At 71.6% G+C, this 15800-nt stretch carries 11 protein-coding genes; 3 read left to right on the plus strand and 8 right to left on the minus strand.

Annotated features, from left to right (window positions below; translation table 11 throughout):
• Positions 1 to 58: 58 nt before the first annotated feature.
• Genes JAO84_RS23730 through JAO84_RS23740 form a run of 3 tightly spaced genes read right to left on the minus strand, consistent with a single transcriptional unit; the run spans position 59 to position 3764 of the window.
• A complete protein-coding gene (locus tag JAO84_RS23730; RefSeq protein WP_370414670.1) occupies positions 59 to 2545 on the minus strand; it encodes an FtsX-like permease family protein in 2487 nt (828 codons plus the stop codon).
• A complete protein-coding gene (locus tag JAO84_RS23735) occupies positions 2542 to 3243 on the minus strand; it encodes an ABC transporter ATP-binding protein (RefSeq protein WP_370414671.1) in 702 nt (233 codons plus the stop codon). The genes JAO84_RS23730 and JAO84_RS23735 overlap by 4 nt, the downstream gene beginning before the upstream one ends.
• Positions 3240 to 3764: a PadR family transcriptional regulator gene (locus JAO84_RS23740; RefSeq protein WP_370414672.1), complete on the minus strand. Its 525-nt coding sequence runs from the start codon at positions 3762 to 3764 to the stop codon at positions 3240 to 3242. Before JAO84_RS23740 ends, JAO84_RS23735 begins: the two co-directional genes overlap by 4 nt.
• A 292-nt stretch (positions 3765 to 4056) precedes the next feature.
• Here JAO84_RS23740 and JAO84_RS23745 point away from each other — a divergent pair, with 292 nt between their 5' ends.
• Positions 4057 to 6258: a transglycosylase domain-containing protein gene (locus tag JAO84_RS23745; protein ID WP_370414673.1), complete on the plus strand. Its 2202-nt coding sequence runs from the start codon at positions 4057 to 4059 to the stop codon at positions 6256 to 6258.
• 108 nt (positions 6259 to 6366) lie between these two features.
• Here the strand turns inward: JAO84_RS23745 and JAO84_RS23750 are convergent, their stop codons facing one another.
• From JAO84_RS23750 to JAO84_RS23760, 3 genes are all read right to left on the minus strand, one after another.
• The gene (locus JAO84_RS23750; RefSeq protein ID WP_370414674.1) at positions 6367 to 8220 is read right to left on the minus strand and encodes a SpoIIE family protein phosphatase; all 1854 of its coding nucleotides are present in this window, start codon (positions 8218 to 8220) and stop codon (positions 6367 to 6369) included.
• A gap of 334 nt (positions 8221 to 8554) precedes the next feature.
• A complete protein-coding gene (locus JAO84_RS23755; protein WP_370414675.1) occupies positions 8555 to 9223 on the minus strand; it encodes a DUF402 domain-containing protein in 669 nt (222 codons plus the stop codon).
• A gap of 110 nt (positions 9224 to 9333) precedes the next feature.
• A complete protein-coding gene (locus JAO84_RS23760; protein ID WP_370414676.1) occupies positions 9334 to 10740 on the minus strand; it encodes a class II fumarate hydratase in 1407 nt (468 codons plus the stop codon).
• Between the two features lie 107 nt (positions 10741 to 10847).
• Here JAO84_RS23760 and JAO84_RS23765 point away from each other — a divergent pair, with 107 nt between their 5' ends.
• Together JAO84_RS23765 and JAO84_RS23770 are read left to right on the plus strand one after the other, a co-directional pair.
• Positions 10848 to 12377, plus strand: coding sequence for a ricin-type beta-trefoil lectin domain protein (locus tag JAO84_RS23765; RefSeq protein WP_370414677.1), 1530 nt, complete (start codon positions 10848 to 10850; stop codon positions 12375 to 12377).
• 167 nt (positions 12378 to 12544) lie between these two features.
• Positions 12545 to 13057 carry a hypothetical protein gene (locus tag JAO84_RS23770; RefSeq protein ID WP_370414678.1) on the plus strand — a complete coding sequence of 171 codons (513 nt, stop codon included), beginning with the start codon at positions 12545 to 12547 and terminating at the stop codon, positions 13055 to 13057.
• Between the two features lie 24 nt (positions 13058 to 13081).
• On the opposite strand, the gene JAO84_RS23775 is transcribed toward JAO84_RS23770, so the two are convergent.
• Complete coding sequence (locus JAO84_RS23775; protein WP_265868776.1) at positions 13082 to 13711, minus strand: HAD family acid phosphatase; 630 nt, start codon at positions 13709 to 13711, stop codon at positions 13082 to 13084.
• 189 nt (positions 13712 to 13900) lie between these two features.
• Entirely contained in the window at positions 13901 to 15574 is a 1674-nt protein-coding gene (locus JAO84_RS23780) for a fumarate hydratase (RefSeq protein ID WP_265868774.1), read from the minus strand.
• Positions 15575 to 15800: the final 226 nt, after the last annotated feature.

A 15800-nucleotide genomic window follows, 5' to 3' on the forward strand; every position in this document is an offset into this window, starting at 1 on the left:
CGTACGTGGCTCATTCCGTACGTGGCTCATTCCGTACGTGGCTCATTCCGTACGTGGTTCATTCCGTACGGAGCCCGTCCGCCCGCATCAGCCGCCACAGCAGCGGCAGGCTGAGCAGCGTCACGAGCAGGATCAGCGCACCGCCGACCCCGGCGACCGGCAGGAACACCCACCAGTCCTCGACCTGCTTGCCGATCATCCGCAGCAGCACCACGCCGAGGGCGAGTCCGCCGGCCACCGACAGGGCGAGTCCGAGGACGATCGGCACGGCGGTCTGCCACAGCACCGACCAGCCGAGCGTGGAACGGCGGGTGCCGAAGGCGACCAGCGAGGACAGCAACCGCTTGCGCTCGCGCAGCTGCTCCAGGGTGGTGACGAGCAGCGACACCGAGACGAGCAGCATGGTGAGGGTGGCGCCGACCAGGATGCCGGTGCGGACGCTGGAGTACTGGGCGTCGCGCTCCATGTTCTGCAGGGTCTGCACCCGGGTGAGCGGGCTGAGCGCGGCGACCGTGTTCCGTACGTGCTCCTCGGCGTCCGGCACCGCCGGGTCGATCCGGATCATGGCACCGGCCACGGGCTCGTCGAGCCGGGCGGCGTCGAGGGCCTTCGGGGTGGCGAGCACGCCGAACTGATAGCGGCCCATGGGGTCGCGCCGGGAGTCGACGGTCCGCGCGGTGTCCGGGATCCGCCAGGTGGGCATGGGCTCGCCGTGGGTCTGCGGGTCGCGCAGGGCGACGGTCGCACCGGCCTTCGCGGTCTGGGTGACCCAGGAGTCCTCGGGGCCCTCCTTGCCGTGGGTGAGGGCGATGAACACGTCGCCGTCGGTGCAGGACGGCAGCGTGGCCAGTTCCCGCAGGGAGGCGCAGTCGCCGACGAAGGCGGAGGTGATGGCGCCGAACTCCTGGCCCTCCGCGGGCGGTCCGGACCGCCACACGTTCGACTCGATGGTGCCCATGACGCCGCTGACGCCCGGGGTCCTCGCCAGTGAGTCGATCGCCCGCCGGGCGTCGTCGGCGGACCGGGCGGCGACCCGGGTCTCCAGCTGGGCGCGGGCGGTGTCCATGTTGGTGGGCCGCATGAAGTCGCTCTGCATGGCCTGGAACAGCATCTGCAGGGCGATCGCACCGGCCGCGGCGACGACGATGCCACTGGCGGTACGGGCGGCGGTGCCGCTGCTCAGCTGGAGCCGGCGGGTGGCGAGCTGCCAGGCCACCGGGCCGCCCCGGAGCCCCTTGACCACGGCCTCCACCAGCCAGGGAAGCAGCGTGGTGAGGCCGATCAGGGCGAGCGTGGCGCCGATCGCGATGCCCGGGGTCTCGATGCTGGTCCCGGTGATCTCCACGTCGTCCACGCTCGGTACGAGGACGGCCGCACCGGCCAGGAGGAGGACCAGCCGCCAGGCGACCCGGCGCGGCCGCGGGGTGGCCGTGCGGACCACGCCAAGGGGCTCGATGGCGACGCCACGCAGCGCGAACAGGCTGACGACGACGGCCGCGAGGGGCACGACCCCGACGACCACCGCGGCCAGCCACGGCACCGGGGACACATCGGCCGGGAAGGCGTTGACGTCCCAGATCTGCACGGTCCCGGCGAGCTGCCGGGCCACGGCGAAGAAGCCGGCGCCGGCGGCGAGGCCGAGCAGCGCCCCCGCGAGCGACTCTCCTGCCGCGATCCGCCGGGTCATGGCGGTGTCGGCGCCGACGAGGCGCAGCGCGGCGAGCCGCCGGTCGCGCTGTTCGCCGCCGAAGCGGACGGCGGTCGCGATGAAGACCAGGACCGGCAGGAGCAGGACGACACAGGCGATGACGACGAGCAGCAGGAGGAACGCGTTCATCGGTTCCTCGGGCACGGACCAGCCGTAGGTGCGGCCGCGGCCGTCGTAGTTGTCGGTGGTGAGGGTGTCCGTCCCGGCGAGGTAGCGCAGCTCGGCCGGGCCGATCAGTCCCGCCTCGCCGACGGTGCCGACCGCCTTGTAGGGCAGCCGCTTCTTGAGGAGGGCGCCCTCGGGGGAGTCGAGGAGCTCGCGCAGCGCGGGGGAGACCAGCATCTCGCCGGGCGCGGGCAGCCGCGCGGCGCCGAGCGGTACGGCCGCCTTCGGTCCCTCGGGCCGCAGCAGCAGACCGGTGACGGTGTCGCCGTGGTAGACGGTCTCGGCCTGGACGTAGAGAAAGGTGTCCGGGCCGGGCTTGGCGACCTCGTGGCTGGCGTCGGGCTGCCGCGCCGACTCCCGCACCTCGCGCTGGAACAGCATGTTCGGCAAGGACGCGGCGACCAGGAGCAGGGCCACGCCCAGGCCGATGCCGGTCGCGGTGAGGACGGTGCGCAGCCAGCCACCGCGCCCGCCGGTGACGGCGAAGCGCGCGCCGAGCGCGAGGTCGCGCAGCCAGGCCGCGGGGCCGGTGCCGGTGCCGGGGCCGGGGCCGGTGGTGTCGGTCGTACGGGCGGTGCCCCTCCCCGTACCAGGGGCGCCGCTCGTACCCGTACCGCTGACGTCCGGACCGCTCACGCTCGTACCGCTGATCTCCGTACGATCGCCGCTCATGCCGCCCACTCCGCGTCGCGCACCGCGCCGTCGCGGACCACGATCTCGCGGTCGGAGTAGGCGGCGACCCGGGCCTCGTGGGTGACCAGGACGACGGCGGCGCCGGTGTCCCGGGAGGCGTCGGTGAGCAGGGACATGACCCGCTCGCCGTTGAGCGAGTCGAGGGCGCCGGTCGGCTCGTCGGCGAAGATCACGCGCGGGGCGGTGACGAGCGCGCGGGCCACGGCGACCCGCTGGCCCTGGCCGCCGGATATCTCCCCGGGGCGCTTTCCGGCCACGTCCTCGACCTCCAGGCGGGTCAGCCAGTCGTGGGCCCGCTGCTCGGCGGCCCGGCGCCGCTCGCCGTTCAGGCGCAGCGGCAGGGCGACGTTCTCGACGCAGGTCAGCTCAGGCACCAGCTGCCCGAACTGGAAGACGAAGCCGAAGTCGGAGCGGCGCAGGGCGCTGCGCCCGGCGTCGCTCATCGCGGTGAGCTCGCGCCCGTCGTAGTGGATGGTCCCGGCGTCCGGGCGGACGATGCCGGCCAGACAGTGCAGCAGGGTCGACTTGCCGGAGCCCGAGGGGCCCATCACGGCGACGACCTCGCCGGCACGCAGCGAGAAGTCGGCGCCGGTCAGCGCCGGGGTCGGCCCGTAGGCCTTGTCGAGGCCGCTCGCGGCGAGCAGGGCGTTCGGACCGGCAGAGTGCTGGGCGCTCATCGGCGGATCTCCTCGGCGAGCCGGTCCAGGCGGGCGGCGGTCAGTTCCAGCCAGCGCAGATCGGCCTCCAGGTGGAACAGGGCGTGGTCGCAGATCAGCTGGTCGGCGAGGTCGCCGTCCTTCTTGCGCCGGGTCAGCTCGCGCATCAGCCGCAGGTGCTCGGCGCGCTGGGTGTCCAGGATCTCGGCGGCGCCGCGCCCGGTGAGCAGGGCGAGCACGACCTTGGTGTAGAGGGTGGACTGGAGGTACGGCTCGGGCTTCTCGGGGCTGGCGAGCCACTGCTCGACATCGGTGATGCCGGCCTCGGTGATCGCGTACCGCTTGCGCTCCGGGCCGCCGCCGGCCTCGATGCCGTCGACCTCGACGAGGCCGTTCTTCAGGAGGCGGGACATGGTCGAGTAGACCTGCCCGTAGTGCAGCGGCCGGTCGTGGCCGAAGCGCTCGTCGAAGGCCCGCTTGAGGTCGTAACCGTGGCGCGGGCCGGACTCCAGGAGTCCGAGGAGGGTGTGACCGATGGACATGTCCGTCACTGTACATGGGGTGTATACGCACGATGTATAGAGCCCTGGGCGTGGTCAACGGCCGCCCCGTACCCGGGCTTTACCCCTCGAACGCACAGACTGTGACCACCGGCACACAACCATCTCCGCCTGTGGAGCGTCGGTTCCGTCGGGGGTGGGTGCTGATTCTCACGCCCGGAAAAGCCGGATCGATCGCCCTTTGTCGTAATGGGCGGTGTTAGCTTTCCAAGCTGATTCGACGACGGACGACGGACGACCGACGACGAGCGGGACGAGCGGAGCGAACGAGGACATGGGCCGAACAGGCAAGGGTCAGGCGGGGGAGCGCGGGCGCATACGCCGCCTCTTCACCTGGAAGAAGCTCCTGGGCACGTTCTTCGTGGGCTGCCTGCTCGCCATGGGCGCCTTCTACGTGCTGTACCTGATGGTCCCGGTCCCCACGGCCAACGCGGACGCGACCCTCCAGAGCAACGTCTACAAGTACGCCAACGGCAAGGTGCTCGCCCGGACCGGCAAGATCAACCGCGAGATCGTGGGCCTGGAGAAGGTCCCGCTGGACGTCCAGCGCTCCTTCGTCGCCGCCGAGAACAAGACCTTCTACAAGGACAACGGCGTCGACATCAAGGGCACCGTCCGCGCCGCCTGGAACACCCTCACCGGCAAGGGCAAGCAGGGCGGCTCGACGATCACCCAGCAGTACGTCAAGAACTACTACCTGAGCCAGGACCAGACGGCGAGCCGCAAGCTCAAGGAAATCGTCATCGCGCTCAAGGTCGACCAGAACATGAGCAAGAGCGAGATCCTGGCCGGCTACATCAACACCAGCTACTACGGCCGCAACGCCTACGGCATCCAGGCCGCCGCCCAGGCCTACTACGGCGTCGACGCCACCAAGCTCAACGTCGCCCAGGGCGCCTACCTCGCCTCCGTGCTCCAGGCCCCCAGCCAGTACGACTGGACCTTCGCCGGCCCCGAGGGCCGCAAGCTCGTCGAGGCCCGCTGGAACTACGTCCTCGACAACATGGTCGACGAGGGCTGGCTGAACGCCGGCGAGCGCGCCGGGATGAAGTTCCCCGCCCCGCAGAAGCCCAAGGCGCCCAAGGGCATGAGCGGCCAGAGCGGCTACATCGTCGAGGCGGCGAACGCGGAGCTGATGCGCCAGGGCGTCAGCGAGGAGGACCTGAAGGCCGGCGGCTGGACGATCACCCTCAACATCGACGAGAAGAAGCAGAAGGCCCTCGTCAAGGCGGTCGACAAGCAGCTGGAGGCCAAGCTCGACCGCAAGGGCGACAAGAAGGACGCCACCGTCCAGGCCGGCGCCACCTCCGTCAACCCGAAGACCGGCGCGGTCGTCGCCATGTACGGCGGCATCGGCGCCACCGAGCACTGGACGAACAACGCCACCCGGCGCGACTACCAGCCCGCCTCCACCTTCAAGCCGCTCGTCCTCGCCTCCGCCCTGGACAACCACTCGGTGACCCAGGACGGGCGGAAGATCGGCCTCGGCACGATCTACGACGGCACGAGCAAGCGCAAGGTCGTCGGCAGCGCCGTCGCCTTCGCCCCGGAGAACGAGGACGACCAGAACTACGGCCCGGTCACCGTACAGAAGGCCACCAACAGCTCGATCAACTCGGTCTACGCCCAGATGATCGTGGACGTCGGCCCCACCAAGGCCAAGCAGACCGCCATCGGCCTCGGCATGAAGGACGGCAAGGACTTCGGCGCGACCCCCGCCATGTCCCTCGGCGTCATGGGCGCCTCCACCATGGACATGGCCGGCGCCTACGCGACCCTCGACAACCACGGCGTGAAGGTCACCCCGACCCTGGTGAAGTCCGCCGAGCACAAGGACCGCAAGGCCGACCCGGTGAAGTCCATCGGCGACCAGGTCATCAGCCGCGAGGCCGCCGACACCACCACCAAGGCCATGCAGGGCGTCGTCCAGTCCGGCTCCGGCACCCGCGCCGCCGGCGACTACGAGGCGGCCGGCAAGACCGGCACCTCCGAGAACAACCGCTCGGCCTGGTTCGTCGGCTACACCCCCGAACTCGTCACCGCCGTCGGCCTGTTCGGCGAGGACGTCAAGGGCAACCAGGTCACCCTGACCAACACCATCAACGTGGGCCGCGCCAACGGCGGCAAGACCCCGGCCGAGATCTGGGGCGCCTACACCACCACCGCCCTCGGCGGCGGCTCCAGCGCCTCCTTCGACCTGGAGACCGACGGCACCTCGGGCGGCGACACCGGCCTGCCGACGCCGACGGAGACCGCGAGCGACTCCCCGTCGCCGACCCCGACGGCCACCGGGGGCGCCAGCACCCCGCCGGAGCCGCCGACCCCGACCGGCACCACGCCGACGCAGCCGCCCACGTCGACCGCGACGACCCCGCCGGAGCCGCCGACCCCGACCGGCACCAAGACGATCGAGCCGACGATCCAGCCGCCGCCGGACGGCACGGGCATCGTCGACAGCCGGCCCGGAGACCAGTGACGCAGGCGTAGTCGACACGGAGGAGGCCGGACCCCTGGAGAGGGGTCCGGCCTCCTTCTTGTCTTTTCGTGTTCGTACGGTACGGCTCCGAGCGGTACGGCTCCGGGCTCAGCGCGTGGCCAGCTCGAACCACACCACCTTGCCGCCCGAAAGGCGCGTCGCGCCCCAGCGCCGGGCCAGCCGGTTCACCAGGAACAGGCCGCGGCCGCCCTCGTCGGTGTCCCGCGCCCGGCGCTGCCGGGGCAGCTGGGGCGAGTCGTCGCCGACCTCGCAGCGCAGCACGTCGGTGCGCAGCAGCCGCAGCGTCACCGGCCGCTCCGCGTACCGCACGGCGTTCGTCACCACCTCGCTGATCAGCAGCTCCACCGAGTCGGTGAGGTCCTCAAGATCCCAGCGGGCGAGCGCCCGGCGGGCCAGCCGGCGGGCCCGGCCCGGGGCCGCGTCCTCCGGTTCCAGGAACCAGTACGCCACGTCGCTCGGCGCGATCCCGTCGAAGCGGGCGGCGAGCAGCGCGATGTCGTCGTCCCGGTCGCCGGGCCCGAGCATGTCGAGCACGTCGTCGCACAGCGCCTCCAGCGGAGGCGAGTGGTCCGGGCCGGTGAGCTGGGCCGTCGCCGCGAGGCGCTCGCGCAGCTGCTCGATCCCGGTCCACACGTCGCGCAGCCGGGACTCCACCAGGCCGTCGGTGTAGAGCAGCAGCGTGGCTCCGGCGGGCGCGTCGAGCTCGACCGCCTCGAAGTCCACCCCGCCGACCCCGATCGGCGCGCCGGGCGGCACCCGCAGCACCTCGGCGCGGCCGCCCAGGTGGAGCAGTATCGGCGGCGGGTGGCCCGCGTTGGCGATGGTGATCCGGTGCGAGACCGGGTCGTACACCGCGTACATGCAGGTGGCCATGCGGTTCTCGCCGAGCCGCTGGGCCTGCTCGTCCAGGTGGTGCAGGACCTCCTGCGGCGGCAGGTCGAGCCCGGCCAGGGTCTGCGCGGTGGTGCGCAGTTGGCCCATGATCGCCGCCGAGGTCATGGAGTGGCCCATGACGTCGCCGACGACGAGCGCGACCCGGCTGCCCGGCAGCGGGATCGCGTCGTACCAGTCGCCGCCGACCCGGGCCGTCTCGGCCGCGGGAAGATAGCGGGAGGCGAGCCGCACGCCGGTGGGCTGCGGCAGCGAGTCGGGCAGCATGGTGCGCTGCAGCTCGTCCGCGATGTAGGCCTCGCGCCCGTAGAGCACGGCCTTGTCGATGCCGAGCGCGGTGTGGGTGGCCAGCTGGGCCGCCACGAGCAGGTCGTTCGGCTCGAAGCCGGCCCGCTCGGGGCGGCGCAGGAAGACCGCCGCGCCGATCACCCGGCGCCGCCCCCGCAGCGGCGCGAGTATGGCCCGGTGCCCCGGCGGCAGCGGGTGTTCCGGCCCGAGCAGCTCCGGCAGCGCCGCGCGGGCGGCCGGGGAGTCGCCGGGCACCGGCCGGACCCCGCGCAGCACCTCGGCGAGCGCGCTGCCCGAGCGGACCTCGCACAGCTCGGCGGCGGGCGTCGGGTCGGGGTCGGGGACGAGGACCAGCTCCTCGCCCTCCAGGTCCGTTAACCGCAGCCGGTCGGTGCGGCGCAGCCGCAGCACGAACGGCTCGGCCGGGCGCTCGTCGCCCACCGGCAGCGGGTCGCGCAGATAGACCAGGATCGCGTCGGAGAAGGTCGGGACGGTCGCCCGGCACAGCCCGAGGACGATCTCGTCGAGGTCGAGGCCGCGCGCGATCCGCCGGGTCGCGGCGCCCACGAACCGCAGCCGGTCGCCCTCGCGGCGCGTGGCGGCGCCGTCGGGTCCGGCCGGACCGCCGCCCGGCGCGGGTGCGGGCACGGCGACGGCGGCCGCGGCCGCGCTCGTCGCCGCCTCCTGGCGGGGGCGAGTGCGTTCCTGCGGCCGGTCGGCCATGGCCTTGCGGCCTTCGTGGGAGGTGGGATGCTCCGTCACGCCTGGGATTCCGTCCGTCCGGGCCGGTGGTGCGTTGCACGCGCTCTTCTCGCCGATGCCGCCACTTCGGCGGGGCTAAACCACCGGCACGCGCTCGATCTGGAGGATCTGGAGGAGGATCTGGAGAAGGGGGGCGGGGCGTCCGCGCACGGGTCCGGCACTGCTCTCCCCCCTCGTGAGGCAATCTGGAAGACGTCTGGGTGACGTGTGGTCAGGTCCTGTGTCGTGCCGGGTCGGTGACGTGCGATCCGATCGATCGGGTGCGGTCGAGTACGCGGTCGAGTACGTGCGGAGGACGATCCTACGTTTGCACCCGGGGGGCGCATCAAGGGTCTCATGGTGCCGTGTGCGCCGGGGTGCGATCCCAGTCGGCCGGCAGTTCGGGTACGGGCCAGGCCGGGTCCGGCCGCCAGTCCTCCCAGCCGGCCGAGAACGGCGGCCCCCAGGCGTGGATCAGTTCGACGGCCGACCTGCCCGCCTCCTCGACCCGGGCGGCCTGCGCGGCGTCCATCAGGCCGGCCCGCTGGGCCTGGGCGAACTCGTCCTCGTCCCGCCACAGCCAGCTGCGGTCGGGGTAGACGGAGATGTCGAGGAAGTGGTCCTCGGAGTCGACGCCGCCGGTCCAGCGGGTCCGGGGCGCCTCCAGGTTGACGTACCAGCTGCGGAACCGCCAGCCGCGGTCCCAGAACAGCCACACCGACCACGGGTCGGTCGGCCTGGCCAGTTTCAGCACCCCGGCGCCGTGCCAGTGCGCCCGCGCGGTGGTGCGCGGCGCGGTGTAGCGGGTGGCCAGCGGCTCCTCGTGGACGGGGGTGCGGCCGTCGGCGAGCACCGGCTTCACGCACTCGGTGCCGGGCGCCATCCAGACCGCGAGCAGCTCCGGGGTGTCCTGGACCACGGTCACCGGGCGGCAGATGTGCACGTCGCCGGTGCCGTTGTCGAGGTAGCGCCAGAGGATCTGATCCCCCGGCGCCCAGTGCGGAGAGCGGCCGGATCCTGTCATGCGCAGATCTTAGGGGCGGCTCCCCGGCACCGCTGCGGGAAAGGTCATGGATGAGTCAGGGACGGGTCAGGGATCAGCCAGGGATCAGCCGGGGGCGGGTCAGGAGCGGGTCAGGGGCGGGTCATGCGCAGGACGTCCAACGCCTCGTCGAGCTGTTCGGCGGTCAGATCGCCCCGCTCCACGTACCCCGACTCCAGGACCACCTCCCTGATCGTCCTGCGCTCGGCCAGCGACTTCTTGGCCACCTTCGCCGCCTCCTCGTAGCCGATGTACTTGTTCAGCGGGGTGACGACGGACGGGGACGACTCGGCGTACTCGCGGGCCCGCTCGGCGTTGGCGGTGATGCCGTCCACCGTGCGGTCGGCAAGCAGCCGGGCCGCGTTGGCCAGAAGGCGTACGGATTCCAGCAGGTTCTTGGCCATGACCGGCAGCATCACGTTGAGCTCGAAGTTGCCGGCCGCGCCGGCCACCGCCACCGTCGTGTCGTTGCCGGTCACCTGCGCGGCGACCATGAGGACCGCCTCCGGGACCACCGGGTTGACCTTGCCCGGCATGATCGAGGAGCCCGGCTGGAGGTCGGGCAGGTTGATCTCGGCGAGTCCGGTGCGCGGGCCGCTGGACATCCAGCGCAGATCGTTGGCGATCTTGGTGAGGGAGACCGCGATGGTCCTGAGCTGCCCGGACGTCTCGACCAGGCCGTCGCGGGCGCCCTGCGCCTCGAAGTGGTCGCGGGCCTCGGTGAGCGGCAGCCCGGTGGCGCGGGCGACCTCGGCGATCACGGCGGCGGAGAAGCCGGGCGGGGTATTGATGCCGGTGCCCACCGCGGTGCCGCCGAGGGGCAGTTCGGCGAGCCTCGGCAGTGCGGCGCGCAGCCGCTCGATCCCGTACCTGACCTGCGCCGCGTAACCGCCGAACTCCTGGCCGAGGGTGACCGGGGTGGCGTCCATCAGATGGGTACGGCCGGACTTGACGACGCTCGCGAATTCGGCTGATTTCCGCTCCAGGGAAGCGGCCAGCCGGTCGAGCGACGGGATCAGGTCCAGGGTCACCGCGGCGGTCGCCGCGATGTGGATGGAGGACGGGAAGACGTCGTTGGAGGACTGGGACGCGTTCACGTGGTCGTTGGGGTGCACGTCCCGGCCGAGCCGCTCGGAGGCCAGGGTGGCGAGCACCTCGTTGGTGTTCATGTTGGAGGACGTGCCCGAGCCGGTCTGGAAGACGTCCACCGGGAACTGCTCGTCCCAGCGCCCCTCGGCGACCTCCTCCGCCGCCTCCCGGATCGCCCGCGCCACCTCCGGGTCGAGCACCCCGAGCTCCGCGTTGACCGTGGCGGCCGCGGCCTTGATCCGGGCGAGCGCCGCGATGTGGGCGCGCTCCAGGCGCTGGCCGCTGACCGGGAAGTTCTCCACCGCCCGCTGGGTCTGGGCGCGCCACTTGGCATGGGCGGGCACCCGCACCTCGCCCATGGAGTCGTGCTCGACGCGGTAGTCGCCGGTGCCGGTCTCTTCATCGCTCATGGTTCGTCAACCTCCTGCAGAAGATGAGCACTTGTCTTGTTCGATGTATTCCCAAGTCGCTTACCGGCCAGTAAAAACCGTGGGTAACCCCACTTCCAGGAGGCGCAATGACGCGCACCAGGTACAGACTCCGCTGGCCGGTCGCGGCCCTCGCCGCTGCCGCGGCCGCCCTCGGCAGCATGACGGCCGCCACCCCCGCCGGCGCGGCCGACACGAGCGACACGGCCGCCATCTCCTCCGTACCGCTCTCTCCCGAGCTGGAGGCGATCCGCGCCGCCGAGGCCACCAGGATCTACGGCAGCCCCGAGGAACGCCCGCTCGCCGAGCGCAAGACGGGACTCATCTCGCTCGGCGACAGCGAGATCTCCGGCGAGGGGGTCGGCAACTACGACCCGGCGACCAACACCTCGTCCAACCAGTGCCACCGCTCGCCCGACACCGCCATCCACCGCACCGGGATCGCCGCCGACCTCACCTTCAACGTGGCCTGCTCCGGCGCCTACACCGGGAACATCCGGATCGGCGGCTCGAAGCAGTACGCCGACGAGCTGGTCCAGAGCGACAGCCTGGCCATCAAGGCCCGCAACACCCGGATCAAGATGATCGTCCTGGTCGCCGGCGCCAACGACGACCTCCAGTTCGGCCCCGTCATGACCGACTGCGTCACCCGCTGGGTGCTCAGCCAGGGCGCCTGCGAGCCGAAGTACGCCCCCGGCTGGCAGGCCCGCGTCGACGGGCTGCGCCCCAAGGTCGAGGCCACCATCGGCGACCTGCGCACCGTGATGCGCGGGGCGGGGTACGCGGACGACGCGTACAAGCTCGTGGTCATGGGCTACCCGAGCCCGATCGGCCCCGACATCTACGACAACCCGAACTTCCCCGGCAAGCTCCCCGGCGGCTGCGCCGGCTACGACTCCGACGCCAAGTGGGGCCGCAACGCCGCGGTGCCGGCCTTCGAGCAGGGCATGCGCGCGGCGGCCCGCAACACCGGCGCGGTCTACCTGGACAACTCGCGGCTCTTCCACGGCCACGAGGTCTGCATGGAGGACCCGTGGGCCCGCGGGCTCTACCTCGACCTCGCCGACCACTTCCCCTGGGACGAGAACACCGCCCGCCAGTCCTTCCACCCCAACTACCGCGGCCACGCCGCCTTCGCGTCCTGCCTCACCCAGATCTACGCCTCGAACCTGCGCGAGGCGAGCTGCTCCGACGTCGACTCCGGCGGCACGCCCACCCTCTTCCCGGTCGCCTGGGACGACGCGTACAAGCCGCTGAAGAACGCCGCCACCGGCAACTGCCTGGACGTCAACGCCTCGGAGTCCGCCAACGAGACCGCCGTCCTCGGCTGGGACTGCCACGGCGGCCGCAACCAGGGCTGGTGGTACGACTCCACCCGGCGCACCCTGCACACCCAGCTCACCCAGGACCGCTGCCTGGACGTCCCCGGCGCGGTCTACGAGTCCGGCAAGGCGCTCATCATCTGGAACTGCAGCGGCGCCGCCAACCAGAAGTTCGTCCGCGACGGCGCCACCCTGCGGCCGGCCGCGGCGACCGGCCTGTGCCTGACCCAGGGCGCGGCCAACGACGCGATCCGGCTGCGGGCCTGCGACGGCTCGGCGAACCAGCGCTTCGCGTAGCCGAGCGAGCGCACGCCAGGTGACCCCAGTGACGTCCCGGGAACGCGTCCCGGGACGTCTCCGGGACCCGTGAGCGGGGAGCGGGCTCGCCGGGCGGGCGGCGGGGGAGCGTCGGACAATGACCAGTGGGCCCCTGGGGGAGATCCCTCACCCGCTGGAGGCAGGACATGCGCAGCTTCAGGAGGATCGGCGCGTTCGGCGCCGGTGCGGTCGCGGCCGTGGCCCTTGTCACCGCCGCCCCGCTGCCGGCCTCGGCCTCGGCGCAGGCCGACAACGGCGACGGCTTCGAGTTCACGCTGTACGCCAAGGAGATACCCGCACCCGGCGCCGACGAGAGCGGCCCGCCGCCCAAGGTCGGCGACACCTTCACGTTCGCCGACGACCTGTTCAAGACCAAGGGCGGTGACCAGGTCGGCCGGGACGGTGTCATCTGCGGAGTGGTGCGCACGTCCGGGGACCAGGCCGACACGAACTGTGTCGGCACCTTCGTTCTGAACGGCGGCCCGGGCGGCCAGCTCACCGCCCAGGCGCTCACGACGTTCGACATCTCGGCCGAGGGGCCGTCCGCCTTCGACCTCGCCGTCACGGGTGGCACCGGCGACTTCAAGACGGTGAGCGGCTACATCCGCGTGACCCCGGACGGGGACTACGAGCGGATGGACTTCCACCTCACCCGCTAGGGGCGCGCGGCCTCAGGGCCCGGGTCAGGACAGCTTGCCGCCGTAGTCCGGCAGCTTGAAGGTGCGTTCGGCGTGGCCGCCGACCAGGTCGGTGGTGTTGTTGCCGATGTTCGCGATGATCGTGTAGCCCTTGGCCTCGATCTCCGCGCGCTTGGCCGTCTTGTACGCGCTGACCTCGGAGAACAGGTCCGGCAGCGAGCGCACGTAAAGGCCGTCGACCGGGTAGCCGGCCTGCTTCAGGTTCCAGTCCGTCAGGGAGTAGATGATCCCGGGCCGGGCGGTCACGAAGAAGACGGAGACGCCGCGGGCGTGCGCGTCGGCCACCAGGTCGTGGATCTCCGGGATGGCCGGGGTCGGCAGCTCCCAGAAGGGGTGGAAGTCCGTCTCCAGGGAGCTGTTGTCGATGTCGAGGACGATGGCCTGCCGCTCGCCGTCGGCGTCCTCGGTGCGCTCCTCGATGTACGGCTTCGCCTGCGCGACCACGGCCGCCACGTCCTTGCGCCAGGTCGTGTAGTCGATGTCCTGGATCGCGGCGGTGGAGGTGTGGTGGGTGTCCGGGTCGGCGGCGGACGCGCTGGGCGCGGCGCCGAGCACCAGGACGGCGCTCAGGGCGAGGGTGGTGGCGGCAGTTGCCTTGGCCTTGGCGGAGGGCATGGGGGGCTCCCGAGTGGTCGACCGGCTCAGTGGTTGACATGCTCGCGACCCATACTGACCAGTAGGTGGCCGAATGGCTACCAGTCGGTAGCGACTTTCCCAGCGGGACATGACGCGGGATACGACGGCGCCCCCGGTCCGTACGTACGGACCGGGGGCGCCGTGGAACGCTCTCCGTGCTACCCGGGGTTACGACAGCTGGGAGCCCTGCCGCACCGGGATGTGGGTGAACGTCGGCTCCGGGGCCGGGTTCTGGAAGAAGTCGTTGCCCTTGTCGTCCACCACGATGAACGCCGGGAAGTCCTCGACCTCGATCTTCCAGACCGCCTCCATGCCGAGTTCCTCGTACTCGACGACCTCGACCTTCTTGATGCAGTCCTGCGCGAGACGCGCCGCCGGGCCGCCGATCGAGCCCAGGTAGAAGCCGCCGTGCGTGCCGCACGCGTCCGTGACCTGGTTGCTGCGGTTGCCCTTGGCCAGCATGACCTTGGAGCCGCCCGCCGCCTGGAACTGCTCGACGTAACTGTCCATGCGGCCGGCCGTCGTCGGGCCGAAGGAACCGGAGGCGTAGCCCTCGGGGGTCTTCGCCGGGCCCGCGTAGTACACCGGGTGGTCCTTCAGGTACTGCGGCATCTCCTCGCCCGCGTCCAGGCGCTCCTTGATCTTGGCGTGCGCGATGTCGCGCGCCACGACCAGCGGGCCGGTCAGCGAGAGCCGGGTCTTCACCGGGTACTTGGTGAGCTCGGCCAGGATCGTGTCCATCGGCTGGTTCAGGTCGATCTTCACGACGTCCCCGTCCGCGGAGAGGTGCTCGTCCGTCGTGTCCGGCAGGAAGCGCGCCGGGTCGGTCTCCAGCTGCTCCAGGAAGACGCCCTCGGCGGTGATCTTCGCGACCGCCTGGCGGTCCGCCGAGCAGGACACGGCGATCGCGACCGGCAGCGAGGCGCCGTGGCGGGGGAGGCGGACCACGCGCACGTCGTGGCAGAAGTACTTGCCGCCGAACTGCGCGCCGATGCCGATCTTCTGGGTCAGCTCGAAGACCTTCTCCTCCAGCTCCTTGTCACGGAAGCCGTGGCCGGTGGCGGCGTCGCCCTCGGTCGGCAGCTCGTCCAGGTAGTGCGCGGAGGCGTACTTCGCGGTCTTCAGCGCGAACTCGGCGCTGGTGCCGCCGACCACGATCGCCAGGTGGTACGGCGGGCAGGCCGCCGTACCGAGCGAACGGATCTTCTCCTCCAGGAACTTCATCATGGAGGCCTCGTTGAGGACCGCCTTCGTCTCCTGGTAGAGGTACGACTTGTTGGCGGAGCCGCCGCCCTTCGCCATGAAGAGGAACTTGTACGCGCCGCCGTCCGTCGCGTACAGCTCGATCTGCGCGGGCAGGTTCGAGCCGGTGTTCTTCTCCTCCCACATGGTCACCGGGGCCATCTGCGAGTAGCGCAGGTTGAGCTTGGTGTACGCGTCGTAGATGCCCTTCGACAGGGCCTCCTCGTCGCGCCCCTGGGTCAGCACGTTCTGGCCGCGCTTGCCCATGACGATCGCGGTGCCGGTGTCCTGGCACATGGGCAGGACACCCGCGGCGGCGATGTTCGCGTTCTTGAGGAGGTCGAGCGCGACGAACTTGTCGTTGCTCGACGCCTCCGGGTCGTCGATGATCCGCCGCAGCTGCGCCAGGTGGGCCGGGCGCAGATAGTGCTGGATGTCGTGGATCGCCTCGGCGGCCAGCTTGCGCAGCGCCTCCGGCTCGACCTTGAGGAACGTACGGCCGTCGGCCTCGAAGGTGGAGACACCTTCGGAGGTCACCAGGCGGTAGGGCGTGGTGTCCTCTCCCAGCGGGAGCAGATCGGAGTACGCAAACTCTGGCATGGGGGCAGCCATTCCTCACTCGGCGACAGCAGCGCGCCGCCTCCGTTGGCGGGCGCGCCCTCCAGCGTAAGACGCGGGCGCGGTCCCGATCCTGTGAGGTAAGGCTCACTAGCCGGCGGGACCGCGCCGGAATGGCGCATTCGCGGCCCGGCGGGGCTTCTTCGCGCGGGGCGTTTTGTCCCTCGCGCGGGGGCACGCGGGCGCGTGCCGGGCCCTCCGGCGGCCC

It is taken from the genome of Streptomyces fradiae (assembly GCF_041270065.1).
Classification (GTDB): Bacteria; Actinomycetota; Actinomycetes; order Streptomycetales; family Streptomycetaceae; genus Streptomyces.

Excerpts from the sequence above, each read along its gene's own strand:
- JAO84_RS23770 (WP_370414678.1), top strand. The coding sequence starts at position 12,545 with ATGCGCAGCTTCAGGAGGATCGGCGCGTTCGGCGCCGGTGCGGTCGCG.
- JAO84_RS23735 (WP_370414671.1), bottom strand. The coding sequence starts at position 3,243 with ATGAGCGCCCAGCACTCTGCCGGTCCGAACGCCCTGCTCGCCGCGAGC.
- JAO84_RS23760 (WP_370414676.1), bottom strand. The coding sequence starts at position 10,740 with ATGAGCGATGAAGAGACCGGCACCGGCGACTACCGCGTCGAGCACGAC.
- JAO84_RS23740 (WP_370414672.1), bottom strand. The coding sequence starts at position 3,764 with ATGTCCATCGGTCACACCCTCCTCGGACTCCTGGAGTCCGGCCCGCGC.
- JAO84_RS23775 (WP_265868776.1), bottom strand. The coding sequence starts at position 13,711 with ATGCCCTCCGCCAAGGCCAAGGCAACTGCCGCCACCACCCTCGCCCTG.
- JAO84_RS23745 (WP_370414673.1), top strand. The coding sequence starts at position 4,057 with ATGGGCCGAACAGGCAAGGGTCAGGCGGGGGAGCGCGGGCGCATACGC.
- JAO84_RS23765 (WP_370414677.1), top strand. The coding sequence starts at position 10,848 with ATGACGCGCACCAGGTACAGACTCCGCTGGCCGGTCGCGGCCCTCGCC.
- JAO84_RS23780 (WP_265868774.1), bottom strand. The coding sequence starts at position 15,574 with ATGCCAGAGTTTGCGTACTCCGATCTGCTCCCGCTGGGAGAGGACACC.
- JAO84_RS23755 (WP_370414675.1), bottom strand. The coding sequence starts at position 9,223 with ATGACAGGATCCGGCCGCTCTCCGCACTGGGCGCCGGGGGATCAGATC.
- JAO84_RS23730 (WP_370414670.1), bottom strand. The coding sequence starts at position 2,545 with ATGAGCGGCGATCGTACGGAGATCAGCGGTACGAGCGTGAGCGGTCCG.